This is a genomic window from Bradyrhizobium sp. CCGUVB4N (genome assembly GCF_024199945.1).
Lineage (GTDB): Bacteria > Pseudomonadota > Alphaproteobacteria > Rhizobiales > Xanthobacteraceae > Bradyrhizobium.
The window spans coordinates 2,613,043-2,637,832 of the sequence record NZ_JANADP010000001.1; the positions used below are offsets into that span (position 1 = coordinate 2,613,043).

Genomic DNA, 24,790 nt, shown 5'->3' on the forward strand with positions numbered 1-24,790 from the left:
GCCCTTGACGCCGTCCCCGCGCCATGGTGAGTATCCCGCCCATGAGCACCGCAGCCCGCCCATCCCGTCGTTGGTGGCGCACCTCCTAAGAGGTGGCCGGTGCGATTTATTTCCCCCCAATCGCTAGAGGTCGCCAGCACAGTGCGGCGGCCTGATCGTTTGTCCTGTGTGGCGTTCCCTCGGCAAGTTTCGTAAGAGGACCACATGAACAGGACAGTCTTTGCCCTCCCGGCCAGAAGCGATTACGTCACCCGCGGCGGTCTCGCCATCACGCGCGTGGCCGAACAGTTCACCGGCCACGCCGACCGGCTCGACGATCTTATCAGCCTGCTCGACCGTCACCGTGGCGTGGTGCTGTCCTCGGGCACGACCGTGCCGGGCCGCTACGAGAGCTTCGATCTCGGCTTTTCCGATCCGCCGCTCAAGCTCGAAACCACCGGGGTCAATTTCAAGCTCGAAGCGCTCAATGCGCGTGGCGAGGTGCTGATCGCCTTCCTCGCCGACGTTCTGCGCGAACCCTGTGTCGTGATCTCCGAGAAGACCACGACGCGGCTTGCCGGCCACATCATCCGCGGCGATGCGCCGATCGAGGAAGACCAGCGTACGCGGCGCGCCAGCGTGATGTCGCTGGTGCGCGATCTCGTCGCCGCTTTCTCGTCCAATGATGACGGGCTGCTCGGCCTGTTCGGCGCCTTCGCCTACGACCTCGTGTTCCAGATCGAGGACCTCGTGCAGAAGCGTCCGCGCGAGAATGATCAGCGCGACATCGTGCTCTACGTTCCCGACCGCTTGCTCGCCTATGACCGCGCTACGGGGCGGGGCGTCGTGCTCAGTTACGATTTCGCGTGGAAGGGCAAATCGAGCGAAGGCCTGCCGCGCGAGACGGCCGAGAGCCCGTATCTGAAGACGGGGCGCCAGGGCTTTGCCGATCACGCGCCAGGCGAATATCAGGCCACCGTCGAGACTGCGCGCGCGGCCTTTGCCCGCGGTGATCTCTTCGAGGCCGTGCCGGGCCAGCTCTTCGCCGAGCCGTGCGAGCGCTCGCCGGCCGAAGTGTTCCAGCGCCTCTGCGTCATCAACCCGTCGCCCTATGGCGCGCTGATGAATCTCGGTGACGGCGAATTCCTCGTCTCCGCTTCTCCGGAAATGTTCGTGCGCTCCGACGGGCGCCGCGTCGAGACCTGTCCGATCTCGGGTACGATCGCGCGCGGCACCGATGCGATCGGCGATGCCGAGCAGATCCGCCAGCTGCTGAACTCGGAGAAGGACGAGTTCGAGCTCAACATGTGCACCGACGTCGATCGCAACGACAAGGCGCGCGTCTGCGTCCCCGGCACGATCAAGGTGCTGGCGCGGCGGCAGATCGAGACCTATTCAAAGCTGTTCCATACCGTCGATCATGTCGAAGGCATGCTGCGTCCCGGCTTCGATGCGCTCGACGCCTTCCTCACCCATGCCTGGGCCGTGACCGTCACAGGTGCGCCAAAGCTCTGGGCGATGCAGTTCGTCGAGGATCACGAGCGCTCGCCGCGGCGGTGGTATGCCGGCGCGATCGGCGCGGTGAATTTCGATGGCAGCATCAACACCGGTCTCACCATCCGCACCATCCGCATGAAGGATGGTCTCGCCGAGGTCCGCGTCGGCGCCACCTGTCTATTCGACTCCGATCCCGCCGCGGAAGACCGCGAATGCCAGGTGAAAGCCGCAGCCCTGTTCCAGGCGCTGCGCGGCGATCCACCGAAGCCGCTGTCCGCGTTTGCCCCCGATGCGACCGGCTCGGGCAAGCGCGTGCTGCTGATCGACCATGACGACAGTTTTGTGCACATGCTCGCCGATTACTTCCGTCAGGTCGGCGCCAGCGTCACCGTGGTCCGCTATGTGCATGCGCTCGACATGCTCAAGCAGAAGAGGTGGGACTTGCTGGTGCTGTCGCCCGGTCCGGGCCGCCCGGAGGATTTCGGGATCAAGACGACGATCGACGCTGCGCTTGAGAACAAGCTGCCGGTGTTCGGCGTCTGCCTTGGCGTGCAGGCGATCGGCGAATATTTCGGCGGCGAGCTCGGCCAACTCACCCATCCCGCGCACGGCCGGCCGTCACGGGTCCAGGTGCGCGGCGGGCGCTTGATGCGCAATCTGCCGAACGAGATCGTGATCGGCCGCTATCACTCGCTGTTCGTCGAGCGTGACAGCATGCCAGAGGTGTTGTCGGTTACCGCAAGCACCGAGGATGGCGTCGCCATGGCGCTGGAGCACAAGACCCTGCCGGTCGCAGGCGTCCAATTTCACCCGGAGTCGCTGATGTCGCTCGGCAACGAGGTGGGCTTGCGGATTGTCGAGAACGCGTTCCGGCTGGATGCGCCGGTCAATTGAGAGGCACCAATGACCTTTGACCACGATTTGAAGGCGAGCGTCCGCACCATCCCGGATTATCCCAAGCCGGGGATCATGTTCCGCGATATCACGACCTTGCTCGCGGATGCGCGCGCCTTCCGCCGTGCGGTCGACGAACTCGTCAATCCCTGGGCCGGCAACAAGATCGACAAGGTCGCCGGCATGGAAGCGCGCGGCTTCATCATCGGCGGCGCGGTGGCGCATCAGCTCTCGGCCGGCTTCGTGCCGATCCGCAAGAAGGGCAAGCTGCCGCACACCACCGTGCGCATCGCCTATTCGCTGGAATACGGCATCGACGAGATGGAGATGCACATCGATGCGATCCAGCCCGGCGAGCGCGTGATCCTCGTGGACGATCTCATCGCCACCGGTGGCACCGCGGAAGGTGCGGTGAAGCTGCTGCGCCAGATCGGCGCCAATGTCGTCGCCGCCTGCTTCATCATCGACCTGCCCGATCTCGGCGGCGCCGCCAAGCTGCGCGCGATGGACGTGCCGGTGCGCACGCTGATGACGTTCGAGGGGCATTGAGGGGGCGCCGTGGCGATCGTCAGATCGCCTCGGCCTTCAGCTCCGTCAGCCAATGCAGCATGCGCTCCTTCAGCAGCGCGTTCCTGACATAGGCGCTTTCCTCATCCTCCAGCCGTTCGCATTCGCTGAAGGTCAGGCCGGCCTCGCCATGCGCCTTCCAGGCGGCCTGGAGGCTGCGGCACGGGTGGCTGCCCTGGCGCAGGGTGAACCAGATGCGGTTCTGGATGGTCTCCAGGTTCGGCGCCTGGCCGACCCAGGCCTCGCCTGAGACCGCGCAGCGGACCACATAGATGCCCGCAACGGTCTTCCGCTCCTTGTAGGCGGCGATGGCTGCTTTCCGGTCGATGCTCACGGCTGGGCCCTGGCTGGAGGGGACGTTGAAGCCCGCCTCATTAAGCCCAACGTCGTCAGTCGTCAATATTATCCGGGTATAATTTGCGGCCTAAGAGCGTTGCAGGATCAGGCTGAGCTCGAGCTCGCGGAAGGCGAGGTAATTCCGCCGGGTCCATTGGTGCAGCTCGGTCGAGGAGTCCTTCTCCTGACGCAAATAGCCGGTGAAGGAGAAGTTCAGCCGGTCGATATAGGTCTTGAGGAAGCCCGGCAGCGCCGGCAGGCGGAACAGCCGGCCACCGGCCATCGCGGGCGGCAGCTCGCCGCGGATGACGAACTCGTTGTCGACGGTGATCAGGTTGATCCGCGGGATCTGCTGGCGCAGCATCTCATGGGCGCGGGCGGAGACACGGTCGGTGTCGGCGACGAACAGGATCATCGGCGCCACATGCCGGCGCGCCGCTTCCTTGAGCAGGCCGATCTCTTCGGTCATCTTGAAGAATTCGTCGAAGGCGTGGAAGCCGAGGTCGATGACCTTGGCAAGCCCGTCATCGACGATGACGCGGTCCATCAGCTGCATCTTGCCGTAGGTGTCGACCACGTCAGCGGTTTCCGTGACCTTCGGCAGATAATCGAGCAGCGACGGTTCCTTCAGATTGACGTCGAAGGCCGTGACGTTGCCGTTCTTGAGCAGCAGGAATTCGGCGAGCAGCCGCGCCAGCAGCGTCTTGCCGACCTGCGGGCGGGGCGAGCAGATGATGTAGAGGGGCGTCGCGGACATCGACAGCTATATCAGGCCAACTTGCCGCCCAATCCAGCCGTATCAGCCCGGCCTGCGCAACTATTTTTCGCTGTTGCGGGAGGTGGGCTTCGAGCCGACGATGTCTGTCAGCCGGATCCGGTCGAATTCGCTCCAGACGTTCGCCAGCCAGTGCCGGACATAGCCGCGCAGCACGAACGAATAGTTCGCTGCCTCGTCGTTGATGCCCTTGTTGGCGACGAATTTCAGGAACGGAACGGACGAGACCTCGACCTGTTCATAGGCCATTTCGTTGAGCTTCGGGATCGTCAGCTCGGTCGCATCCTTGATGCGGTGGAAGTAGGAATTGTAGGTGGCCTGGTCCCACTGGAAGAACTGGGTGTCGTTGATGAAGTTCTTCACCAGGAAATATTTTGCGCCGGTCATGAACCCGGCCGTCTCGGCGATCTCCTCGAGCGAGGCGATCGAGGGGCCGAGGATGTGGAACACCGCAAAGGTGATCTGGCCGGCCTTGGCGGCATCGAGGAAGCCGATGTCGCGCAGCGACGCCAATGCCGGCGAGAGCAGGCCGGCGCGGACGTCGATCACGGTCACCGACGGGCTCACGGCGTTCAGCGTGTCGAAGATCTTCATCTGGTCCGACGTCGTCGTCATGTCGACGATCTCGGTAATCTCCGGGTGGAAGCGCTTCAGCGTTCCGCGCGGTGACTCCGTGTCGAAGGCGCGCGTTTGCACGTTGTTGGCGGAAAAATAATCGAGCAGGGTGCGGGACACTGTCGTCTTGCCGACCCCGCCCTTGTCCGCGCCCACCACAACCACTGCCGGCTTTGCCATTGCTGTCCCCTAACGCGCCCCCGATCGCGAGGTCGCAATCGGCCGGGCCCCAAATCGATGTCCCAAGGATGTCCCAAGGAAGTCCCAAGTCTGCTGTTGGGCGCGAACATGGCAGAAACAAGGGAGAATTCAAATCTCTGGCACAGCTCGGCGGCAATTCCCGCAGTTTTTCCCAAACGTTGTGAAACCGGCGCGAGGCGCGGCAGATCGCAAGCTCAGTGGCGGCCCCACGGACCCATGGGATTGCCGATGGGACCCAGCGGATTGCCAGCTGCGGTTCCGGCAGGGCTCGGTGCAGGCACGGGCGGCGGACCGGGTGGGTTGCCTGCATCGTTCCACGGGCCACGCGGGACCGGAGGAGGGGCGTTCTGCGGATCGGTCTGTGCGTCGGGCTCGTCGGTCTCGGGCTGGTCCGTCTCCTCAGAGGGTGGCGGCAGCGGACCGGGATCATGGCCGCCGGCGAACTTGACCAGCGCGTCGACGCGGGATTGCACCGAGGGGTGGGTCGCGAACAGATCCGAAAAGCCTTCGCGCGGATTGTCGAGGCAAAGCTCCATCACCGCGGAGGTCGCGCCCGGCAATTCGCCGCGGTTCTCGATCTTGCGCAACGCGGAGATCATGGCATCGGGATTCTTGGTCAGCTCGACCGAGCCGGCGTCGGCCAGATATTCGCGCGATCGCGATAGCGCCAGCTTGACCACTTGCGATACCAGCCAGGCCACCACGATCAGCACGACCGCGATGATGATGACCACGATGGCGCCGCCGCCTGAGCTCTTGTTGTCGCTGGACGAAGAGGACGACCGCGACGACGAAGAAGAACCCGACGACCACGAGCCGCCACCGGAGCTCCAGCTCAAATTCGTGAACAGCCGGAAGAACAATTCGCCGAAGAAGCCGACCACGCCGGCGATGATGACGGCGACCACCATCAGCTGCACGTCGCCGTTCTTGATGTGGGTGAGCTCGTGGCCGAGCACAGCCTCGATCTCCTGGTCGTTCAGCGCCTTGAGCAGACCCGTGGTGACGGTGATTGCATACTGCCGCGGGTTGAGGCCGGTCGCGAATGCGTTCAGCGCCGGGCTCTCCATGATCTTCAGCTTCGGCATGGTGATGCCGCGCGAGATGCAGAGATTTTCGAGCAGATTGTAGAGCCGCGGCTCTTCCTGCCGGGTGACGTCATGGCCGCCGGTCACCGCGTCGATCATCGATTGATGGAAGAAATAAGCGATGATGATCCAGGCAACTGCCGCGATCGTCGCAAAGGGGAAGGCGACGATGAGGTCGTGCAAGGCGCGGTTCAGATAATAGGCGACGGTCCCGTTGCCGTTGATGACGACCTCGGCGACCAGTGCGCCGGCATAGACCAGCACATAGACCAGCGCGAACAGGCCGGCGAGCAGCAGCATCGAACGAAACTTGTTCGAGGCGATGTGCGTGTAGAGACCATACGCGGCCATGACGCGTTGCCCTGCCGGTCTGTCGGCTCAGATCAGAACTTCACCTGAGGCGCAGCCTCGACCTCGGCGCGGCTCGCGCCCAGATCGAAGAAGTCCTTCTTGGTGAAGCCGAACATGCCGGCGAACAGAGCCGCGGGCATCTGCTGGATGCCGGTGTTGTATTCCTGGACCGCGTTGTTGAAGAAGCGGCGGCTCGCCGCGATCTTGTTCTCGAGGTCGGAGAGCTCGGATGCGAGCTGCTGGAAATTGGCGTTGGCCTTGAGGTCGGGATAGGCCTCCGACAGCGCGATCAGCCGGCCGAGCGCGCCGGAAAGCTGGTTTTCGGCGGCGGACACTTGCGCCGGCCCCTGCGCCGACATCGCCGAATTGCGCGCCTTGATGACGTCGTCGAGCGTGCCGCGCTCGTGCGAGGCATAACCCTTCACCGTCTCGACCAGGTTCGGGATCAGATCGTGACGTTGCTTGAGCTGCACGTCGACGTCGGCAAAGGCCTGGCCGACGCGCTGGCCCAGCGCCACCAGCCGGTTGTAGGCGCTGAAAGCGAACAGCACGAGGACGACGATGACGCCGAGAACGATCCAGCCGGTCGACATGGAGAACTCCTGAAGGGGAATTGGGGCGGACAGCGTAACCCAAAATGGGGCCGGGGCGAGCCCCGCGCGGAGGGAAGGTAAGACTTGGTCGGATCGGGAGCCATCCGAGTTCAAGGGAAAAACCCGGAACGGGGTTAACTTTCGGACAGAACGGCATCGCCCCAGCGCCAGCGACGGGCGCCTGCATAGGCGGCCTTGTCGCGCCGCGCGACCTTGGCGAGTTCGACACCGTCCTTCGTGCAAAGCTTGGCCGTGATCTCGGCCTTGCCGACATCCGGCGGCGCCAGCACGCGCGCGGCGCGCGCTGCCGGCGGTGTGCGGGTCAGGGCAACGTAGATGAAGCGTTCGTCCTCGAACGGCACCTCGGCGCCCTTGATCTGGCGGTGCGCCTGCGAGCGCGGCAGGCGCTGGTTGAAATGACACCAGTCGGGCGCAATGAGCGGGCAGGGCTTTTCGTGCGGGCAGGGTGCGGCGACGAAGGCGCCAAGCGCGGTCAGTTGCTGGCGCAGTGCGAGGATGCGGGCATAACCGGCGGGCGTGCCCGGCTCCATCACGACCAGTGCGTGGCGCGCTTTGGCCCACATCGTCGCTGCGAGCTTGCGCTGATCGCTCTCGCCGAGCTCACCGATGACGTAGCTCGCGACGACGAGATCGGCTTGCGGCACCTCGGCGAGGTTGGTGGCGGCATCGCCTGGCAGATAGCGGCAATCCGCGAGGCGCGAGCTGTCGCGCACGAGCTCAAGCGCGAGCCGGCTCAGCGTGGCGTTGGCGTCGAGCAGCGTAAAATCCTGCAGCGACGAAAAGGCCTCCGCGGCGGCCCAACTCGCGGTGCCCGGGCCCGCGCCGACGTCGAGCAATGTTTCGGGAGCGAGATCCGGCGCAATCTCGGTGAGCGCGCTCAGGCTTGCGGCGACGGCCGCGTAAGTCGCCGGCATGCGCGCCAGCGCATAGGCAAGCGCATCGGCTTCCGACTTGATCGTGCCGGAGCCGCCGCCGGCGCGATAGGTCGTCGAGATCTTCTGCGAGCGCTGCGCTGCGTCGGTGCGGGAAAATCCCTGCAGCCTGGCGTCGAGCGCGGCCTTGAGTTCGGCGGGGAGGGTGGGTGAGATCATGTTGGTCTACCGTCATTCCGCTCGCGTCGCGAGGTCCGGAATGACGGCAGAGATATCACGCCACGTTCTGATCGAGAATGTCCACGGCTTCGGACAGGCTCACCGAGACGAGTTGGGAGACGCCGCGCTCGGCCATGGTGACGCCGAACAGACGATTCATCCGCGCCATCGTGATCGGATTGTGCGTGATGATGACGAAGCGCGTGTCGGTCGAGCTGGTCATCTCGTGCAGGAGGTTGCAGTAGCGTTCGACGTTGTGGTCGTCGAGCGGTGCGTCGACTTCGTCCAGCACGCAGATGGGCGAGGGGTTGGTCAAGAACACCGCAAAGATCAGCGCCATCGCGGTCAGCGCCTGCTCACCGCCCGAGAGCAGCGACAGCGTCTGCGGCTTCTTGCCCGGCGGCTTTGCGATGATTTCGAGACCAGCTTCCAGCGGATCGTCGCTTTCGATCAGGTGCAGCGCGGCTTCGCCGCCGCCGAACAGCTCGACGAACAGACGCTTGAAGTGGTTGTTGACGACCTCGAACGAGGTCAGGAGCCGCTCGCGCGCTTCCTTGTTGAGGCTCTGGATGCCCTGGCGCAGCCGCTTGATGGCTTCGACCAGGTCGTCGCGCTCGGTGACGAGGCCCGTGTGCTGGGTCTCGACCTCGCGCAGCTCTTCCTCGGCACGCAGGTTCACGGCGCCGAGGCGCTCGCGATCCCGGCGCATCTTTTCGAGGTCTTCCTCGATGTCGTGCAGCGGCGGCAGCTCCGCGCCGGGCTCGAGCTCGGCGAGGCCGGCGACGGCCTGCGGCTCGACTTCGAGCATGTCGCGGATCTCGCGCTCGATGTCCTCGAGCCGGCGCCGCGAACCTTCCATGCGCTCCTCGGCGCGCGCTGTGGCTTCGCGCGAGCTGGAGAGCGCTTCGAGGGTCAGCTTGGCGACACGATCGGTCTCGGCCATCGCGGTCTCGGCGGTGGCGAGCGCATCGGCGGCCATGCGGCGGTCGTTCTCGGCGTACTCGATCTCGGTGATCAGCGCGCTGCGCTTCTCGGCGAACACGGCGGGTGCGTTCTCGAGGTCGCTGCGCTCGATCGAGACCTCGGTGATGCGGGTCTGGATGGTGTCGATATGGGAGGCCGCGCTCTCCTTGCGGTTCTGCCATTCGGTGCGCTCGGCGAGGATCGCCTGGACACGACGGTCGGCGAGCTCAGCCTCGCGCGCCAGCGCCTGCGCCTCGGCGCGGACCTGGGCGGCCATGCGGCGATGGCCTTCGATGTCGCTGCGGACGGCGGCGAGACGGGTCTCGGTGTCCTCGCTCGACGGCAGCTCACTGATGCCGGCCTCGGCGTATTCGTAGGCGGCCTCGGCCTCGGCGCGATCGGCGGCGAGACGGCTGTGCGCTTCCGACAGCGTCGCCTTGCGCGCGGCGTGGCGGCTGATCTCGCGCTCGGCCGTGGCGTGGCGCTCGCGTGCGACGTTCAGCTCGCGCTGCGCGGCGCGCCAGGCCTCGCGGCTGGCACCTTCGGTGCTGGCGGCCATCTGCAGTTCGGACTCGGCGTTTTCCAGCGCCTGACGCTTGATCTGCGCGTCGATGCGGGCCTGCTCCAGCTCGTTCTCGATGTCGACGAGACGGGCGCGCTCGGCGAGACGCCGCGCGGCGCCGGTCGGGGCGTGGGCGGCGGCGACAAAGCCGTCCCAGCGCCAGACGTCGCCTTCGGGCGAAACCAGCCGCTGGCCGGTCTTGAGCTGCGACACCAGCTCGGCACCGCGCTCGCGCGGCACGACGCCGATCTGCGCCAGGCGGCGCGTCAGCTCGGCTGGCGCCTGAACATGGTTGGCGAGCGGCGTGACGCCTTCGGGCAGTTCCGGATCGCCCTCGGTGACGCCGGCATTGGTCCAGCGCATCGGCGCCGACGGATCGACGGGCGCATCGAGATCGTCGCCGAGTGCGGCGCCGATGGCCTTTTCAAAGCCCTTGTCGACGGTGATGCCGTCGATGATCGGCGGCCACAGATTCTTGGTCTCGCCGTTGACGATCTTGGAGATCGTGCGCGCCTCGGTATCGAGCCGCTGCACGCGCTTGTCGGCTTCGACCAGCGGCGAGCGCGAGGATTCCAGCGTCTGGCGCGCGGCGACGTGCGCGGCTTCGCTCGCCTGCGCGGCAGCTTCGGAGGCGGCGAGCGTCTGCTCGGCGGTCTCGACCACGGCGGTCAGTTCGTCGAGATCGCCGAAGCCGCCGGTGTCGGCGGCCAGCTTCTGCTCTTCCGCGGAGACGTTCGCGATCTCCTGGTCGAGACGCGCGAGCTTGTCGCGGTGGGTACGGACGTTGGCTTCGAGCTGGTTGCGCTTGGCGGTGAGGTCGGCGAGCGCGGTGGTGAGCTCGGAAAACTGCTGCTCGGTTTCGGTCAGCACGGCCTCGGCTTCGCCGACGCGCTCGTCGACGCCGGAGCGCTTCTCGACGCGCGACTTGATCTCTTCCTTCAGCTCGGCATCTTCGGTGTCGAGCCGCTGCAGCGCGACGTCGGCGTCCATGGTCTGCTGCTGGGCGCGAGAGATGTCACCCTCGAACTGGGCGAGACGGCGCTCGAGCTCGGCGACGCGCTCCTTGGCGCGCTCTTCCTCGCGGTCGAGCAGCTCGCGGGCATTGGTCAGGCGCTGCAGGCCGGCGGCGGCGCGCGCTTCGGCATCGCGCAGCGCCGGCATTTCGGCGGCGCGGATCGCCTGGATACGGGCGGCTTCGGCCTGATGCTGGGTACGCTCGGCCATCTCGCGCACGGCGAGATCATGGGTCTGGCCGGATTCATTGACGTCGGCATGGGCGCCGATCCAGCGCAGGTGGAACAGCGTGGCTTCCGCCTTGCGGACCTTGGCCGCGACCTCGCGATAGCGCACCGCCTGGCGGGCCTGCTTCTTCAGGCCTTCCATCTGGCCGGAGAGCTGGCCGATCACGTCCTCGACGCGGGTAAGGTTGGTCTCGGCCGCCTTCAGCCGCAGCTCGGCTTCGTGACGGCGGGCGTGCAGACCGGCGACGCCGGCGGCGTCTTCCAGCACGCGGCGGCGCTGCTCGGGCTTGGCCTGAATGATTTCGCCGATCTTGCCCTGGTGAACGAGGGCGGGCGAACGCGCGCCGGTGGCGGCGTCAGCAAACAGGATCTGCACGTCGCGGGCGCGGACGTCACGGCCGTTGATGCGATAGACCGAGCCGGCTTCGCGCTCGATGCGGCGAGAGATTTCGAGCAGCTGGCTGTCGTTCATCGCCGCAGGCGCGGTGCGATCGGCATTGTCGATCGTCATCGTCACTTCGGCGTGGTTGCGCGCGGGACGATTGCCGGAGCCGGCGAAGATCACCGCGTCCATGTCGGCGGCGCGCAAGCTCTTGTAGGACGTCTCACCCATCGCCCAGCGCAGCGCCTCGACGAGATTCGACTTGCCGCAACCGTTGGGGCCGACCACGCCGGTCAGGCCGGGCTCGATGACGAAGTCCGTGGGCTCAACGAAGGACTTGAAGCCGTGCAGGCGTAGGCGGGTGATTTTCATAAGCACGCATCTCTGTTGGCAGGCGCGAATCCCCCTGCCGAGACAATACCACGGAAGGCAATGTCACTCTCTGGGGCGAGTCGCGCTCGGCGCCTCATGCGGCGGACAATGGCCGTGGTGTGCCGCGAGGGCAACCTGCGAAAGCCGCTTTTCCCAAGGGATTTATGCCGGGAAAGCTACGGCTTTCGAGATGCGAATCAGGATCTTGACGAGCGAATCAGCTCTTCAGCAGCGGATTGATCTTCTTCGCGAATTCCTCGAACGAGGTCTCGCCCTTGATCTTCTCGCCGTTGATGAAGAACGTCGGCGTCGAATCGACCTTCAGAACGTCGCTGGCATATTTCTGGTCGGCGGCGATCTTGTCGAGCAGCGCCTGGTCCTTCAGGCAGGCTTCCACCTGCTGCTGGGTGAGGCCGGCCTGCTTGCCGATCCGCGTCAGCGTCTCGGTGGTGTTCTTCATCACCCAGTCGTTCTGCTGGCGGAACAGCATGTCGGTGACGGCGAAATATTTCGGCGCGTCGCCGTTGGCGATGCAGCGCGACAGCATCGAGCCGGCGGCGGCTTTGATGTCGAGCGGGAACTCGCGGAAGACGTAACGGATCTTGCCGGTGTCGATGTATTCCGACTTGATCTTGGGGAACACCTGCTCGTTGAAGGCCGCGCAATGCGGGCAGGTCATCGAGGCGAATTCGGTGATGGTGACGGCGGCGTCCTTCGGGCCGAGCGCCATGTCGGGCAGCGACACCGGCTTGGCGACATCGCCGGCGGCCTGAGCCATTGCTTCGGAGATGAACCGCAGCGGCGAGAGCCCGGCGAGCGCGGCAAGACCGGTCAGCGACAGCATCGTGGTGAAGGCGCGGCGGGTGATGATCAAGGTCGGCTCCCGAATTGGCGTGGTCTCGCGCCCTGAGCTCCCATCAGGGTTCCCGGGCGGCCTGTCGCTAGCTTGAAACGTGGTTTGAGGCAATGGCGAGCGGCAGGGACGGGTCCAGATTGGCCGCGAAATGAGGCTCAATTTCGCTTGATGGCGGCCCCGAGCCGCGCCAGCGCCGTCTTCAGTTCTTCATCTTCGATATCCCCCAGGCTCTCCGCCACCTTGGCGACGGCCTTGGGGTCCGGCGGGGCGGGCCGGGCCGGGCGGCGGGCACGCGACAGGGGGGCCTGGCGGAAGGCGAGCTTGCCGACCGCGCTCCAGCCGAAGAAGCGGTTCACCCGCTCCAGGATCACGTCGGCCGAGTGCTGGATTTCCAGCGCCATCGGGCCCTCGACCCGCAACACCAGCGTCGCCGGCTCCTGCGGCTGGCCCTCGACCGGCCGCGGCCATTGCATCTTGAGCGGCTCGGCATGGGCGGCGATCTCGGGTCCCGCAATCTGCTCCCACCGCGTCACCAGCTCGCGCGCGGCAAAACCCTGCTTGGCATAGGCCTCGGCAAAGACGTCGTTGAGCAGGATCCCGAGCGGCTTGGCGCTGATGGGGCCGGGTTTGGGAGGGAATTTGGCCATGGGCCCTTATAGCACTCCGGCGCGTGAGCCACAGGCTCTGTCGCCGTGAAGAAAGACGTGGATGCCCGCGACGGGCGCGGGCATGACGTGGAGAGATTGGAGTGAGGCCGCTACAGTAACCGCATGAGCCCGAAATCTGCCCTCAAGGCCAAGTCGGAACCAACGCAGCCGGTCGCGTCATCGCGGCCGATCGCGTTGCTCGCCTGGTACGACCGCCATCGCCGCCGATTACCGTGGCGCGCCGCGCCGGAGGAGACGTCGGATCCCTACCGTGTCTGGCTGTCGGAGATCATGCTCCAGCAGACCACCGTGAAGGCGGTCGGGCCTTACTTCGAAAAATTCGTCGCGCGCTGGCCGGATGTCACGGCGTTGGGGAACGCCTCGCAGGATGATGTGCTGCGGATGTGGGCCGGGCTCGGCTATTATTCGCGGGCGCGCAATCTCTACGCTTGCGCTGTGGCGGTGACGCGCGAGCACGGCGGTGTCTTCCCCGATACGGAAGAGGGGCTGCGTGCGCTTCCGGGTATCGGGCCCTACACGGCCGCGGCGATCGCGGCGATCGCGTTCGACCGCCACACCATGCCCGTCGACGGCAATATCGAGCGCGTGGTGTCGCGCTTGTACGCGGTCGAGGAGGAACTGCCGCAGGCAAAACCGCTGATCCAGCAGCTGGCGGCAACGCTGCTCGCCAATTCCCGCGCCGGCGATAGCGCGCAAGCCTTGATGGATCTCGGCGCCTCGATCTGCACGCCGAAGAAGCCGGCCTGCTCGCTGTGTCCGTTCACTGCGGATTGCACGGCGCGTGCGCAGGGCACGCAGGAGACGTTTCCACGCAAGGCGCCGAAGAAGAGCGGAACGCTGCGGCGTGGGGCCGCTTTCGTCATCACGCGCGGTGACGAGCTATTGGTCCGCTCGAGGCCTGAGAAGGGGCTGCTTGGTGGCATGACCGAGGTGCCGGGCTCCGACTGGCGCGCCGGACAAGAGGACACGGCGGCAAAACAGCAGGCGCCGGAATTAGAAGGGCTGTCGCGATGGCAGCGCAAGGTCGGCGTGGTCACCCACGTCTTCACGCATTTCCCGCTCGAGCTCGTGGTCTACACCGCGAAGGCGGAGGCGCGCACGCGCGCGCCCGAAGGCATGCGCTGGGTGCCGATCGCGACGCTCGCCGACGAGGCGCTGCCCAACGTCATGCGCAAGGTGATCGCGCACGCGCTGGACTGAGGCTCAGGCGGCGCGCGCGGCGCGTTCGTCCTCCGCCGGCATCAGGTAGGTGCGGTTGCGCCCCGTTTTCTTGGCCACATAGAGGCCCTGGTCGGCGCGCTCGATGACGTCCTGCACGTCGCGGTCGGCTTCGTCGAACAGTGCAAGCCCGACCGAGACGGTGAGGGGGATGACGGTGTCGCCATGGCGCACCGTGGCGCTCTCGATCGAGGACCTGATGCGGTCGGCGAGCAGGATCGCAGTCTCCTGGTCGATTTCGCGCAACAGCACTACGAACTCCTCGCCGCCGAAGCGGGCCGCCTTGTCGGTGGTTCGGATCGACTGGCTGACGATCTCGGCGACACGCTTGATGGCGTCGTCGCCGGCGGCATGGCCGTAGGTATCGTTGATCTTCTTGAAATGATCGATGTCGATCATCAAGGTCGCCATGTTGCGCTTGTAGCGGCGGCTGAACGCGACGGCGTCTTCTGCAACGGCGAGGAAGGAGCGGCGGTTCATCAGGCCGGTCATGAAGTCGGTGTCGGCGAGATGGCGCAGCTTCAGCATGTCCTCCTGGAGCTGCATCGCATTTTCGGTGGCGCGCAGCTCGGCTTCCTTGGTGCGTTCCTCGGCATGACCGATGCGGCGCAGCAGCGAGCGCAGCGCACGCGAGAGCTGGACGACCTCCACCGAGCCGCTCTGCCGCGCCAGCATGGTCGGCCCATGCGCGCGTCCGATACGGTCCGCCTCCTGCGTCAGCGCGATGATCGGGCCTGCGACCCGGCGCGAGACCAGCACGGCCAGCGACAGCGCGATCAGGGCGGTGACCCCGCCGATCGCCAGGATCGTTTGCGCTGACGACATCGCGGCGGCGAGCGCCACGCTCGCGGGCTGGCTTGCGGTGACGATCCAGTTCAGGCCCTGGTAGTCGCGGTAGCCGTGGCCGACGTGGAACGCCGTCAGCATCTGCTGTCCGTCCGCCGTCTCGCGGAAGGTACCGTCGCGCGCCTTCAGGATGTCGGCGAGTTGGTCGCCGCCGTAGCGGATGGTTTCCTTCTGCGGACCGACCAGCACCATGCCGCCCTTGCTCAGGATCGTCAGCCGCGTATCGGTATTGCCGTCGTTGGCTTCTGCGTCCTTGATCAGGTTGCTGGCCCAGGTCCAGTCCAGATGTCCGCCCAGCACGCCGAGCACCTTGCCGGAGGCATCGCGGACCGGCACGGCGATATCGACGAAACGATAAGGCTCGTTGTTGGCGCGCTGCGTCAGCAGCGAGGCCAGCAGGATCGCCTCGTGCACGTCGCTGACGGCGATCTTTTCAAGACCCTGTTTGAACCAGGGGCGCGCGGTCACGGATTTGCCTTGCAGCAGGCCGCCGGTCGAGGCGACGACGTTGCCGTCGATATCGGCAAAGCCGATCCAGGCGAAATCGAAGGAATGCTGGAGCGCCTCGAGCGCGCTGCGCAACTCGTCGGGATTGCCCTGCCACAGATGCTGCATCGGCTGGAGCTCGGCGAACAGCTTCATCTCCTGCTGGCGCGTCGCCATGAAACGGTCGAGCCGGCCGGATGTGGTCGATGCAATTCCGGCCAGGCTGTTCTCGACCAGCGCGGCGGTGCGCTTATAACTGATCAGTGCGGCGCCTGCGGCGAGCGTTCCCACGAGCACGATGGACATGGCAGCGACGGCCGCAGCGATCTGCGTCCGCACCGTCAGTCGATCTTCGATCGCGTGCAGGTGGTCTGTGATCCGTTGAAGGAAAGTCCGCATGGAAAGGCTCCGGTGTCACCGTCGCTCATGCCATGTCGTAACTTCCAACCGCTTACCGGCCGATTGCCCAATTGGATCGTATTGAATCGGTCGTGAAACCGGTTGGTTGAAGCGGGCTTAATCGGGCGCGCAATGCCCTGAATTCGTACAGTTTTCCGTAATTCTCCGGGAGTTTCGTGCTGCGGCGGATCGCCTGCTGCCATGAGGGTGTCAGCAGGTCTACGCTAGGTCTTGACGGTCACGGAGGTTCGCATGGTCAAGACCGCGCTCGACAACTTCAAGAGACCGCCCTGCGCCGAGCTGCTCGGGTGGCGCCTGCTCGATGCCCGTCCCGAGGACGGCTGGATCAAGCTCGGCTTCGACGGCAGGCCTGAGTTCTGCAATCCCGCCGGCTTCATCCAGGGCGGCCTGCTCTCCGCCATGCTGGACGACACGATGGGGCCTGCGGTGCTCGTGATGAGCGCGGGCCGGCTCTACACCACGACCATCAGCATGACCGTGAATTTTCTCAGCCCTGCAAGGCCAGGGCCGATCATCGGCGAGGCGCAGGTGACGCAGCTCGGCAAGACGATTGCATTCGTCGAGGCCAAGCTGATGGCGGAGGATGGCACGGTGCTGGCGACGGCGAGTGCGAGCGAGCGGTTGTTGGAAGCGGCGAGGGTGGTGATGAAGTGAGGTGGGCACCCATCTCTCGCTCCCTCGCCCCGTTCTTACGGGGAGAGGGTGGGGTGAGGGGCCTCTCTCCGCGAGTAAGATTGTCGAGAGACCTGTACCCCCTCACCCGGATTGCATCTTCGATGCAATCCGACCTCTCCCCGCAAGCGGGGCGAGGTGAAGGGGAACCCGCGGCCGGCCGACGAGCTAATTCGCCCGCGCATCCCCGCTCACGATCGGCGGCTTCGCGTTCAGCGCTTCGACCTGGAAACCCGCAACGCGCTTGTAGTTCGCGGCGATGTCTTCCAGTTCCTTCTGCGACAGCACGTCGGTGACGACATCGTAGCCATCCGGCGCGCGCTCCTCGACGAGCTGCATCACCTGCTCGGGACCGTTCTTGCGGTTGAGCAGCACGAGGTCGGTGGTCGCGGGCCGCCGCTCGGCTTCATAGGCGAGCAGCGCCGCGGTGGTCGGACCATGCGCCAGGATCTCGCGGGTGATGGTGCGGGCATCGAGGATCGCCTGCGAGGCGCCGTTCGAGCCGATCGGGTACATCGGATGCGCGGCATCGCCCATCAGCGTGACCTTGCCAAAGGTCCATTGCGAGACCGGATCGCGGTCGACCAGCGGATATTCGTAGGCGTGCGGGCAGTTCCTGATCAGGCCGGGCACGTCGAGCCAGTCGAACTGCCAGCTCTCGAACCAGGGCAGGAACTCATCCAGCCGCGCGGTGCGGTTATAGTCCTCGCGGCGCCACTGATAGGTCGGCGGCATATGGCGCTCGGCGACCCAGTTGATCAGATGATGGCCCGCGGCATCCGGCTCCTTCGAGATCGGGTAGCAGACGAATTTCAGGATCTCGTGGCCGGCCATGATCATGGTGCGGGCGCTGAGAAAGGCCTTTGCCGGCGTCACGCCGCGCCAGAGGATGCGGCCGTTCCAGATCGGCGGGCCCTCCTGCGGATAGAGCTTTTCTCGCGCGGCGGAATGGATGCCGTCGGCGGCGATCATGATCGCGCCATCATAGGAGCCTGCGGGTTTGCCGGTGGCCCGGTCGATGAAGTCGGCGCGGATGCCGCCCCCCGTCTCGGTCCAGCCGGTCAGATGATGGCTGGTCAGAATGTTGTCGCGACCGAGCCGCTCGACCGCCGTGTCGAGCAGGAGTTGCTGGAGCGTGCCGCGATGGATCGAGAACTGCGGCCATTTGTAGCCGGCTTCCAGCCCGCGCGGCTCGCTCCAGATCGGCTTGCCGTGCTTGGAGAAATAAGCGAGTTCGCGGGTGCGCACGCCGCTGGCGTCGAGCTTGTCCATCAGCCCGAGCTCGATCAACTCGCGCACCGCATGCGGCAGCACGTTGATGCCGACGCCGAGCGGCTTCAGTTCCGCGACGCTCTCGAACACTTTCACGGGAACGCCGATTCCATGCAGGCTGAGCGCAAGCGTCAACCCGCCGATGCCGCCGCCGGCGATGAGTACCGTCATGACCAAACCCCTCCGACTGCGGGCGTCTTGGCATAGCCGGGCCGCGGTGGGCAACTGCGAAGAGCAGGAGCACCGAGACGCGCGCTATGGACCTGGCGGCCCGCAGCCGTTAGTTTCCAATTTTCCCATGAGGTCCGACATGCTCAAGCTCTACTACGCCACCGGCACCTGCGCGCTCGCCACCTACATGACCCTGGAGGAGGCCGGCGCCGACTACACGGCTGAACGGCTGAGCTTCAAGGACAACCAGCAGAACAGTCCGGAGTACCTCGCGATCAATCCGAAGGGCCGGGTGCCGGCGCTGGTGACCGATCGCGGCGTCCTCACCGAGACGCCGGCGATGCTGGCCTACATCGCGCAGACCTTCCCCAAGGCGAAGCTCGCGCCGCTGGACGATCCCTTCGACTTTGCCCAGGTGCAATCGTTCAACTCCTATCTCTGCTCGACCGCGCACATCAACCATGCCCACAAGATGCGTGGCGCGCGCTGGGCGACGCAGGAGAGCTCGTTCGCCGACATGAAGGCGAAGGTTCCGGAGACCATGGCAGCCTGCTTCTCCCTGATCGAGCAGAAGATGTTCAAAGGCCCCTGGGTGATGGGCGACCAGTTCACGGTCTGCGATCCCTACCTCCACACGCTTTCGCACTGGCTGGAGGGCGACAGCGTCGACATCAACGCCACGCCGAAGATCGCCGATCACTTCAAGCGCATGTCGGACCGCCCCGCCGTGCGCAAGGTGATGGACGCGCAGAAGGCGTGAGAGCCCGGAGATAGCAGGCCGGCTGACCGGCCTTACGAAGCTAGGTCGGAGTGGCCCATAATTCGCGCTCTCCGGCCGGCTCGATCCGGTAACCATGCTGCTTCAAGATGGACGGCGCCTGTTCGAAGGCGCCGTCGTGCAGGGCCAGGAAGATCGCGCTCCTGTGCTCGGACAAGAGCCGCGCCGCGCCCGTGAGAGCCAGCGTCTCGGCGCCCTCGATATCCATCTTGATCAGGTCCGGAGTGGGAAAATCGTCGAGCCGCACTGTCCTGACGGGCGTGCCCGATCCCGAAATCTTCCCCATGTAACCGTAGGCGCTGGCTCCCTCGTTGGCATGAAAGAAGGTCTCTCCGACCCGATCGGTGACCGCTGCCTCGATGACTTCGGCATTCTTGATGTTATTGAGATCCAGATGTTTGCGGAGCTTCGTCGCGTTGGCGGAGTTTGCTTCAAACGCGAGGACACGGCCTTGTGGTCCAACAAGCCTGGAAAGCATCAGGGTGTAATATCCGGCGTGTGCGCCGACATCAAAAACCGTCATGCCCGGTTTCACGCGAGCGGCGATCGCCCTGGCATGATCGCTTTCGTAGGTGCCGAGCCAGCAACTCTGGTTGCCGGCCCCCGCGACCCATTTCAGACCCCGGTTCGGCCCGCTGAGCACCCGCATGACGGACGATGGCGAAACCAGCTTGAACGGAAGACGGATCAACCATCCAAGTGGTTGGTGCGGGCCCAGCATGCTGTTGATCCCCTTCGGTTCCTGTGGCTGGCTCATTAAAGGCACTGAGGGCTCGTATCAAGTCGAGTGACCTGCGACGTCGCTTTGGCGCCTATCGCTTGTGTTTTTCCAGCTCCCGTCCCGTCTCCAGCATCAGCCGCCGTAGCCAGATCGAGCCCGGGTCCATCTGCGCCCGCGTTGGATAGAACAGGAACTGCTCGTCGATCCCTGGATCGAGCGGCGGCGTCACCGTGACGAGGCCGAGCTGTTTCGACAGTGCCGCGATCAGCCGGCGCGGCACGAAGGCGACCAGGTCGGTGCGCGCGGCGACGTGGAGCGCTTCGAGATAGCCTGACACCACCAGCGAAATGTGCCGCTCGATGCCCTTGGTACGAAGCCAGATGTCGATCAGATCCTCGCTGGCGCCGCGGATGATCACGCCGACATGGCGAGCCGCCAGGAATGTCTCGCGTCGCTTCAACTTCGCCGCCATCGGATGGCCGCGCCGCACCGCCAGCGCGTCGATGTCGGTGTAGAGCAACTGGCGGTGAAAGCCCTTGAAGGCGTTGCCGATCGAAATGACGAGGTCGATGGTGCGGGCGAAGTCCGCATGGAAGATCGCCGATCCCCGCCACGGCACGACGTCGATGCGGACGTTGGGCGCAAGGCGAGTGACCTTCTCCATCAGCGGCGGCATCAGAAGCTCGACCGCGAGATCCGGCATCATCAGGCGGAATGCCCGCTCGCTGCGTGCCGCGTCGAACTCGTCGGGCACGAACAGCCCGCGCACCTGGTCGAGCGCCTGCGCCAGCGGCGCGCGCAGCGCTTGCGCCCGCGGCGTCAGCTCCATCCGCGCGCCGGTACGCACCAGCAGCGGGTCGCCAAAGATGTCGCGCAGGCGTTGCAGCGCGTGGCTCGTGGCCGGCTGCGACAGCCCGATCCGCATGGCGGCGCGGCTGACATTGGCCTCGCGCAGCAGCGCGTCGAGCGCGGTCAATAGATTGAGATCGAGTGAATTCAAATTCATGAGGTGAATAGATATCATATTCGCTATCGATTTGAAGAATTACCGTCGGGCGGCGATGCTCTCCGTGTTGCCACCAAACGGAGATGCCGCCATGAGCGCGAGCGCCAACAAGAAATTGATGCAGGATATTTTCGCCGCCGCCGCCAGCCCCGACCCGGCTGTGCGCGACCGTTCGCTGTTCACCGCGAGCCTTGCCGACGACGCCAAATGGATCGTGACCGGCCAGTATTCCTGGTCGCGCACCTTCACAGGGAAGGACGAGATCCTCAACGATCTGCACGGCTATGTGCGCACCCGCTTGCGCGACCGGACGCGCACGGTCGCCGAGCGCTTCATCGCCGACGGCGACATCGTCGTGGTGGAGGCCAAGGGCGATAACATCACGCCCGAGGGCGTCCGCTACGACAACGACTATTGCCTGGTGTTTCGGATCGAGAACGGCAAGATCAAGGAGATCCGCGAGTACTGCGACTCGGTCCTGACCGAGAAGGCCCTCGGACCGTTTCCGCAGACGCCGGTGAGGGCCGCGAGCTGAGCTCAGTGAGTGGCGTCGCGTCCGCCGGTCGGTGCGGTCCGTCATGGCGGGCGATTGTCGCGCGGGCCTGGGGGGCCCTGGTCAAGATCATGCGAGCCCGTCGGGAGCGGTCGCGGGACCGGGTTCAGCTCGCCGCCATGACCGAGCGGGACCTGCAAGACTGCGGGATGACCCGGGCGGAGATCGAGTACGAGCTCCATAAACCGCGGCGGCGAAAATAAAGGGGGAGGCGGGGCGCATGGCCTCGCCTCCATTTTTTCGACCATTGGCGGGAACCTTTGGGTTCCCGCCAACGTTTGCACAGTTCCGGAGCAATCGCGCTCCGGCATTGCGCGCGTTCGGGAATTTCATGCTGGCCGGGGCTTTGGACGTTTCAACTCGTGTGGGGCACAGCCTTCCCGGACTTCGCGAACGATTGAGAGATGCGACTGCGGCCGCGCATCGCGAACTGGATGCGCAGATGTCCGCATTCGATCTCACCGTCCTCGCCGGCTATCGCCGCTTTCTTCAGGCCAGCGCCGGCGCGCTGCTGCCGCTCGAAGCGGGGCTTGTGGAAGGCGGGGTCGCGAGGCTGTTTACGGACTGGCCGGAGCGCGCACGCAGCGCCGCGATCGCGGCGGACCTCGACCGGCTCGGCGGCGAGGCGCGCGCCACCGTGTCGGTGCCGCCGCTGACGCCCAGCGGCATGATCGGCACCATGTATGTGCTGGAAGGCTCCCGGCTCGGCGCCAAATTCCTGCTGAAAGCGATCGCGGATGCGGCCGATCCCCGCATGGCCGAGGCCACGGCCTATCTCGACCATGGTGCGGGAAAACGGCTCTGGCAGAGTTTTCTGGCGAAGCTTGCGAGCGAACATAGCTGCGACGAGGACGAGGCGATCGAAGCGGCGCGCAGCGCGTTTGCCGCATTCGAGCAGGCGGCGGATCGCGCATGAACGAGGCGGTCAATCTCACCAATTGCGATCGCGAGCCGATCCACATTCCCGGCAGCGTGCAGCCGTTCGGCTTCCTGCTAACGTTGCTGTCCGACTTCACCATCTGCATGGCCTCGGACAATGCCGGCAGCTTTCTCGGCGCCGACGTCACCGACCTCTTGCAGCGGCCCTTGGCCGGCGTCTTTTCGGAAGCCGCGATCGAGACCATCCGCAGCCGCGTCGACCAGCTCGGCGGTCCTGACTCGACCGAGCGCGTGTTCGGCGTCGAGATCCAGCCCGGCAAGCCGCTCTACGATCTCTCCATCCATTTCTCCGGCGCCTATCTTGTCGTCGAGGCCGAGCCGAGCGTCATTGAGGCGGACGTGAATTCCGGCGAGCTCGTGCGGCTGATGCTGGAGCGGATCCGCAAGACCCGCGGCATGACCGATCTTGCCCGCGAGGCGGCGCGCCAGCTCAAGGTGCTGACCGGCTTTGACCGCGTCATGGTCTACCAGTTCCATCCGGACGGGTCGGGCGAGGTGATCGCGGAGGCCGCCGAAACGGGCCTCGAAAAGTTTCTCGGCCTGCACTATCCGGCCTCCGACATCCCCAAGCAGGCCCGCATCCTCTATCAGCGCAACTGGCTGCGCATCATCGCGGACATCAATGCGAAGCCGGCGGCGCTGGTGTCGACGGCCACGCACAATGCGGGGCTGCTCGATCTCTCGATGAGCGTGCTGCGCTCGGTGTCGCCGATCCACGTCGAATACTTACGCAACATGGGCGTCGGCGCCTCGATGTCGGTGTCGATCCTGCGCGACGGCAAGCTCTGGGGCCTGTTCGCCTGCCATCATTACTCGCCGCACTACATTTCGTTCGAGAAGCGCACGGCCTCCGAGCTGTTCGGGCAGATGTTCTCCTGGATCGTGGAGGGGCGCGAGCGCGAGGGCGACGTGGCCTACGAGGCCAGCGCCCAGAAGATCCAGGAACGGTTGATCGAGACCGCTGCGACCCACGAGCACAGCCGGCGCGCGATCGTCGACTTCGTCGGCGATTACCGCAGGATGATCGCCTGTGACGGCGTGGCGATCTGGTCCGACAACAAGATCATGCTCGATGGCGAGACGCCGACCGAGGACGAGGTCAAGGAGCTCGTCACCTTCATCAACCGCACCTCGCCGGGCCGCATCTGCGCCAGTGCGGAGATTGCAAAGCTCTATGCGGCCGGCGAGGTGTTTCGCGATCGTGCCGCCGGCTTCCTCGCCATTCCGATCTCGCGCACCCCGCGCGACTGCCTGATCTTCTTTCGCCGCGAGGTGTTGCGCTCGGTGACCTGGGCGGGCGCGCCCGAGAAGGTCTATGAGGAAGGCCCGAACGGGCCGCGCCTGACGCCGCGCAAGAGCTTCGAGCTGTGGCAGGAAACGGTCGCGGGCCAGTCGAAGCCGTGGTCGGCGGCGGACATCCGTATCGCCGAGAGCCTGCGCGTGACCCTGCTCGAGGTGATCCTGCAACTGTCCGACCTCGCCGCCCGCGAGCGCCGCGGTGCGCAGGAGCGGCAGGAGCTGATGATTGCCGAGCTCAATCATCGCGTCCGCAACATCCTGAGCCTCGTCCGTGCGCTGGTGGCGCAGAGCAAGGACACCGCCAAAAGCGTCGACGAATTCGCCACCGTGCTCGGCGGCCGCATCCAGGCGCTGGCGCGCGCCCATGACCAGATCACCAATCTGAACTGGGCGCCGGTGGCGTTGCGCACGCTGCTCGAATCCGAGGCCGGCGCCTATCTCGGCTCGCGCGCGGACCGCGTGAAGATCGGTGGACCGGACGTGGCGCTCGATCCCAAGGCCTTCGCGACGCTGGCGCTCGTCGTCCATGAGATGATGACCAATTCCGCCAAATACGGCGCGCTCGCCGATTCCACCGGCCAGGTCGAGGTGGTGTGGCGGGTCGACCCGAATTCGAGCCTCGAGATCGAATGGAAGGAGAGCGGCGGCCCGCCGGTGCAGCCGCCGTCGCGCCGCGGTTTCGGCACCACCATCATCGAGCGGTCCGTGCCGTTCGATCTCAAGGGCGAAGCCGAAATCCGCTTCGATCTGCTGGGGGTCCAGGCCAGGTTCGTCATCCCGCCAAATTTTGTCGAGCTGGTGCCATCAATCGCAGGAGCCAAAATGCGCGTCGAGGAACAACAGCCCGCTCGCCCCCGCATTTCCGACACGGCCCTGATCGTCGAGGACAATCTCATTATCGCCATGGCGGCGGAGGTCATCCTGCTGGATCTGGGGGCGCGACATGTCGACACGGCAGCGAGCGTCGACCAGGCGCTGCGCGCGATCGAGCGCACCCGCCCGGACTTTGCGCTGCTTGATCTCAACCTCGGCAATGAGAGCAGCATCAAGGTGGCGATGAAGCTGAAGGAGATCGGCGTGCCCTTCATCTTCGCGACCGGCTATGGCGAGCGCGCGCCGATCCCGGTCGATCTGGCCTCGGCGCCGGTGGTGCAGAAGCCCTACACGCTGGAAGTGGTCGAGCACGCGCTCGGCAAATTGCAGCGGGCGACGGTCTGACACGCGCCCATCGCCGCGCCGTTTGCAGCGATCTGCATACGCATGCGGGCCGTGCGCCAAAACCGTGCGCAGCTGCCGCTAATATCAGCAGGTTTTATGCGCGGCTTCGGAGACATGCGCGAAAAATCAGAAGGTTCAA

At 65.5% G+C, this 24,790-nt stretch carries 22 protein-coding genes; 9 read left to right on the top strand and 13 right to left on the bottom strand.

All coding sequences use genetic code 11. The features are described from left to right. Window positions 1–204 precede the first annotated feature (204 nt). Window positions 205–2,370, top strand: a complete 2,166-nt coding sequence (locus NLM31_RS11750) for an anthranilate synthase component I (protein WP_254192300.1) — start codon at window positions 205–207, stop codon at window positions 2,368–2,370. Window positions 2,371–2,379: 9 nt separating this feature from the next. Beyond that, window positions 2,380–2,919, top strand: a complete 540-nt coding sequence (locus NLM31_RS11755; protein ID WP_254129324.1) for an adenine phosphoribosyltransferase — start codon at window positions 2,380–2,382, stop codon at window positions 2,917–2,919. Between the two features lie 19 nt (window positions 2,920–2,938). On the opposite strand, the gene NLM31_RS11760 is transcribed toward NLM31_RS11755, so the two are convergent. The 9 genes from NLM31_RS11760 to NLM31_RS11800 all read right to left on the bottom strand — a co-directional run bounded on the left by NLM31_RS11760 (window position 2,939) and on the right by NLM31_RS11800 (window position 13,031). Continuing rightward, complete coding sequence (locus tag NLM31_RS11760; RefSeq protein WP_254192301.1) at window positions 2,939–3,271, bottom strand: GIY-YIG nuclease family protein; 333 nt, start codon at window positions 3,269–3,271, stop codon at window positions 2,939–2,941. A gap of 90 nt (window positions 3,272–3,361) precedes the next feature. After that, a complete protein-coding gene (locus NLM31_RS11765) occupies window positions 3,362–4,030 on the bottom strand; it encodes a hypothetical protein (RefSeq protein WP_254129326.1) in 669 nt (222 codons plus the stop codon). 60 nt (window positions 4,031–4,090) lie between these two features. After that, the gene (locus NLM31_RS11770; protein WP_254129327.1) at window positions 4,091–4,843 is read right to left on the bottom strand and encodes a hypothetical protein; all 753 of its coding nucleotides are present in this window, start codon (window positions 4,841–4,843) and stop codon (window positions 4,091–4,093) included. A gap of 215 nt (window positions 4,844–5,058) precedes the next feature. Continuing rightward, window positions 5,059–6,303 carry a M48 family metallopeptidase gene (locus NLM31_RS11775; RefSeq protein WP_254129328.1) on the bottom strand — a complete coding sequence of 415 codons (1,245 nt, stop codon included), beginning with the start codon at window positions 6,301–6,303 and terminating at the stop codon, window positions 5,059–5,061. Between the two features lie 32 nt (window positions 6,304–6,335). After that, on the bottom strand, window positions 6,336–6,896 hold the full coding sequence (locus tag NLM31_RS11780) for a LemA family protein (RefSeq protein ID WP_254129329.1): 561 nt from the start codon (window positions 6,894–6,896) through the stop codon (window positions 6,336–6,338). Window positions 6,897–7,030: 134 nt separating this feature from the next. Further along, entirely contained in the window at window positions 7,031–8,008 is a 978-nt protein-coding gene (locus tag NLM31_RS11785; protein WP_254192302.1) for a small ribosomal subunit Rsm22 family protein, read from the bottom strand. Window positions 8,009–8,063: 55 nt separating this feature from the next. Continuing rightward, on the bottom strand, window positions 8,064–11,528 hold the full coding sequence (gene smc / locus NLM31_RS11790; protein ID WP_254192303.1) for a chromosome segregation protein SMC: 3,465 nt from the start codon (window positions 11,526–11,528) through the stop codon (window positions 8,064–8,066). Between the two features lie 217 nt (window positions 11,529–11,745). Further along, window positions 11,746–12,402: a DsbA family protein gene (locus NLM31_RS11795; RefSeq protein ID WP_254129332.1), complete on the bottom strand. Its 657-nt coding sequence runs from the start codon at window positions 12,400–12,402 to the stop codon at window positions 11,746–11,748. Between the two features lie 137 nt (window positions 12,403–12,539). Beyond that, window positions 12,540–13,031: a DUF721 domain-containing protein gene (locus NLM31_RS11800; protein WP_254129333.1), complete on the bottom strand. Its 492-nt coding sequence runs from the start codon at window positions 13,029–13,031 to the stop codon at window positions 12,540–12,542. Between the two features lie 123 nt (window positions 13,032–13,154). Between NLM31_RS11800 and mutY the strand changes: the two genes are divergently transcribed. After that, window positions 13,155–14,252 carry an A/G-specific adenine glycosylase gene (gene mutY / locus NLM31_RS11805; protein ID WP_254192304.1) on the top strand — a complete coding sequence of 366 codons (1,098 nt, stop codon included), beginning with the start codon at window positions 13,155–13,157 and terminating at the stop codon, window positions 14,250–14,252. A gap of 3 nt (window positions 14,253–14,255) precedes the next feature. Here the strand turns inward: mutY and NLM31_RS11810 are convergent, their stop codons facing one another. Beyond that, the gene (locus tag NLM31_RS11810) at window positions 14,256–16,001 is read right to left on the bottom strand and encodes a sensor domain-containing diguanylate cyclase (RefSeq protein ID WP_254192305.1); all 1,746 of its coding nucleotides are present in this window, start codon (window positions 15,999–16,001) and stop codon (window positions 14,256–14,258) included. 252 nt (window positions 16,002–16,253) lie between these two features. Here NLM31_RS11810 and NLM31_RS11815 point away from each other — a divergent pair, with 252 nt between their 5' ends. Further along, complete coding sequence (locus NLM31_RS11815; RefSeq protein ID WP_254192306.1) at window positions 16,254–16,676, top strand: PaaI family thioesterase; 423 nt, start codon at window positions 16,254–16,256, stop codon at window positions 16,674–16,676. Window positions 16,677–16,862: 186 nt separating this feature from the next. Here NLM31_RS11815 and NLM31_RS11820 read toward each other — a convergent pair whose 3' ends face one another. Continuing rightward, window positions 16,863–18,137, bottom strand: a complete 1,275-nt coding sequence (locus tag NLM31_RS11820) for a flavin-dependent oxidoreductase (protein WP_254192307.1) — start codon at window positions 18,135–18,137, stop codon at window positions 16,863–16,865. Between the two features lie 139 nt (window positions 18,138–18,276). Between NLM31_RS11820 and NLM31_RS11825 the strand changes: the two genes are divergently transcribed. Further along, complete coding sequence (locus NLM31_RS11825) at window positions 18,277–18,897, top strand: glutathione S-transferase family protein (RefSeq protein WP_254192308.1); 621 nt, start codon at window positions 18,277–18,279, stop codon at window positions 18,895–18,897. 40 nt (window positions 18,898–18,937) lie between these two features. Here the strand turns inward: NLM31_RS11825 and NLM31_RS11830 are convergent, their stop codons facing one another. Then, window positions 18,938–19,672: an FkbM family methyltransferase gene (locus NLM31_RS11830; protein WP_254192309.1), complete on the bottom strand. Its 735-nt coding sequence runs from the start codon at window positions 19,670–19,672 to the stop codon at window positions 18,938–18,940. Window positions 19,673–19,727: 55 nt separating this feature from the next. Next, window positions 19,728–20,642 (bottom strand): LysR family transcriptional regulator, encoded by a 915-nt coding sequence (locus NLM31_RS11835; RefSeq protein ID WP_254192310.1) that lies wholly within the window; start codon window positions 20,640–20,642, stop codon window positions 19,728–19,730. Window positions 20,643–20,733: 91 nt separating this feature from the next. Here NLM31_RS11835 and NLM31_RS11840 point away from each other — a divergent pair, with 91 nt between their 5' ends. The 4 genes from NLM31_RS11840 to NLM31_RS11855 all read left to right on the top strand — a co-directional run bounded on the left by NLM31_RS11840 (window position 20,734) and on the right by NLM31_RS11855 (window position 24,651). After that, window positions 20,734–21,177 (top strand): nuclear transport factor 2 family protein, encoded by a 444-nt coding sequence (locus NLM31_RS11840; RefSeq protein WP_254129341.1) that lies wholly within the window; start codon window positions 20,734–20,736, stop codon window positions 21,175–21,177. 89 nt (window positions 21,178–21,266) lie between these two features. Then, complete coding sequence (locus NLM31_RS11845) at window positions 21,267–21,398, top strand: DUF1127 domain-containing protein (RefSeq protein ID WP_254196173.1); 132 nt, start codon at window positions 21,267–21,269, stop codon at window positions 21,396–21,398. A 128-nt stretch (window positions 21,399–21,526) separates the two neighbouring features. After that, window positions 21,527–22,111: a biliverdin-producing heme oxygenase gene (locus NLM31_RS11850; RefSeq protein ID WP_254192311.1), complete on the top strand. Its 585-nt coding sequence runs from the start codon at window positions 21,527–21,529 to the stop codon at window positions 22,109–22,111. Further along, window positions 22,108–24,651 (top strand): HWE histidine kinase domain-containing protein, encoded by a 2,544-nt coding sequence (locus tag NLM31_RS11855; protein ID WP_254192312.1) that lies wholly within the window; start codon window positions 22,108–22,110, stop codon window positions 24,649–24,651. The genes NLM31_RS11850 and NLM31_RS11855 overlap by 4 nt, the downstream gene beginning before the upstream one ends. Window positions 24,652–24,790 lie beyond the last annotated feature (139 nt).

Bases quoted from the DNA above. Each gene is read 5' to 3' on its own strand.
- NLM31_RS11750 (WP_254192300.1), top strand. From the start codon at position 205: ATGAACAGGACAGTCTTTGCCCTCCCGGCCAGAAGCGATTACGTCACC.
- NLM31_RS11755 (WP_254129324.1), top strand. From the start codon at position 2,380: ATGACCTTTGACCACGATTTGAAGGCGAGCGTCCGCACCATCCCGGAT.
- NLM31_RS11765 (WP_254129326.1), bottom strand. From the start codon at position 4,030: ATGTCCGCGACGCCCCTCTACATCATCTGCTCGCCCCGCCCGCAGGTC.
- NLM31_RS11770 (WP_254129327.1), bottom strand. From the start codon at position 4,843: ATGGCAAAGCCGGCAGTGGTTGTGGTGGGCGCGGACAAGGGCGGGGTC.
- NLM31_RS11775 (WP_254129328.1), bottom strand. From the start codon at position 6,303: ATGGCCGCGTATGGTCTCTACACGCACATCGCCTCGAACAAGTTTCGT.
- NLM31_RS11780 (WP_254129329.1), bottom strand. From the start codon at position 6,896: ATGTCGACCGGCTGGATCGTTCTCGGCGTCATCGTCGTCCTCGTGCTG.
- NLM31_RS11785 (WP_254192302.1), bottom strand. From the start codon at position 8,008: ATGATCTCACCCACCCTCCCCGCCGAACTCAAGGCCGCGCTCGACGCC.
- smc (WP_254192303.1), bottom strand. From the start codon at position 11,528: ATGAAAATCACCCGCCTACGCCTGCACGGCTTCAAGTCCTTCGTTGAG.
- NLM31_RS11800 (WP_254129333.1), bottom strand. From the start codon at position 13,031: ATGGCCAAATTCCCTCCCAAACCCGGCCCCATCAGCGCCAAGCCGCTC.
- mutY (WP_254192304.1), top strand. From the start codon at position 13,155: ATGAGCCCGAAATCTGCCCTCAAGGCCAAGTCGGAACCAACGCAGCCG.
- NLM31_RS11810 (WP_254192305.1), bottom strand. From the start codon at position 16,001: ATGCGGACTTTCCTTCAACGGATCACAGACCACCTGCACGCGATCGAA.
- NLM31_RS11815 (WP_254192306.1), top strand. From the start codon at position 16,254: ATGGTCAAGACCGCGCTCGACAACTTCAAGAGACCGCCCTGCGCCGAG.
- NLM31_RS11820 (WP_254192307.1), bottom strand. From the start codon at position 18,137: ATGACGGTACTCATCGCCGGCGGCGGCATCGGCGGGTTGACGCTTGCG.
- NLM31_RS11825 (WP_254192308.1), top strand. From the start codon at position 18,277: ATGCTCAAGCTCTACTACGCCACCGGCACCTGCGCGCTCGCCACCTAC.
- NLM31_RS11830 (WP_254192309.1), bottom strand. From the start codon at position 19,672: ATGAGCCAGCCACAGGAACCGAAGGGGATCAACAGCATGCTGGGCCCG.
- NLM31_RS11835 (WP_254192310.1), bottom strand. From the start codon at position 20,642: ATGAATTTGAATTCACTCGATCTCAATCTATTGACCGCGCTCGACGCG.
- NLM31_RS11840 (WP_254129341.1), top strand. From the start codon at position 20,734: ATGAGCGCGAGCGCCAACAAGAAATTGATGCAGGATATTTTCGCCGCC.
- NLM31_RS11845 (WP_254196173.1), top strand. From the start codon at position 21,267: ATGCGAGCCCGTCGGGAGCGGTCGCGGGACCGGGTTCAGCTCGCCGCC.
- NLM31_RS11850 (WP_254192311.1), top strand. From the start codon at position 21,527: ATGCTGGCCGGGGCTTTGGACGTTTCAACTCGTGTGGGGCACAGCCTT.
- NLM31_RS11855 (WP_254192312.1), top strand. From the start codon at position 22,108: ATGAACGAGGCGGTCAATCTCACCAATTGCGATCGCGAGCCGATCCAC.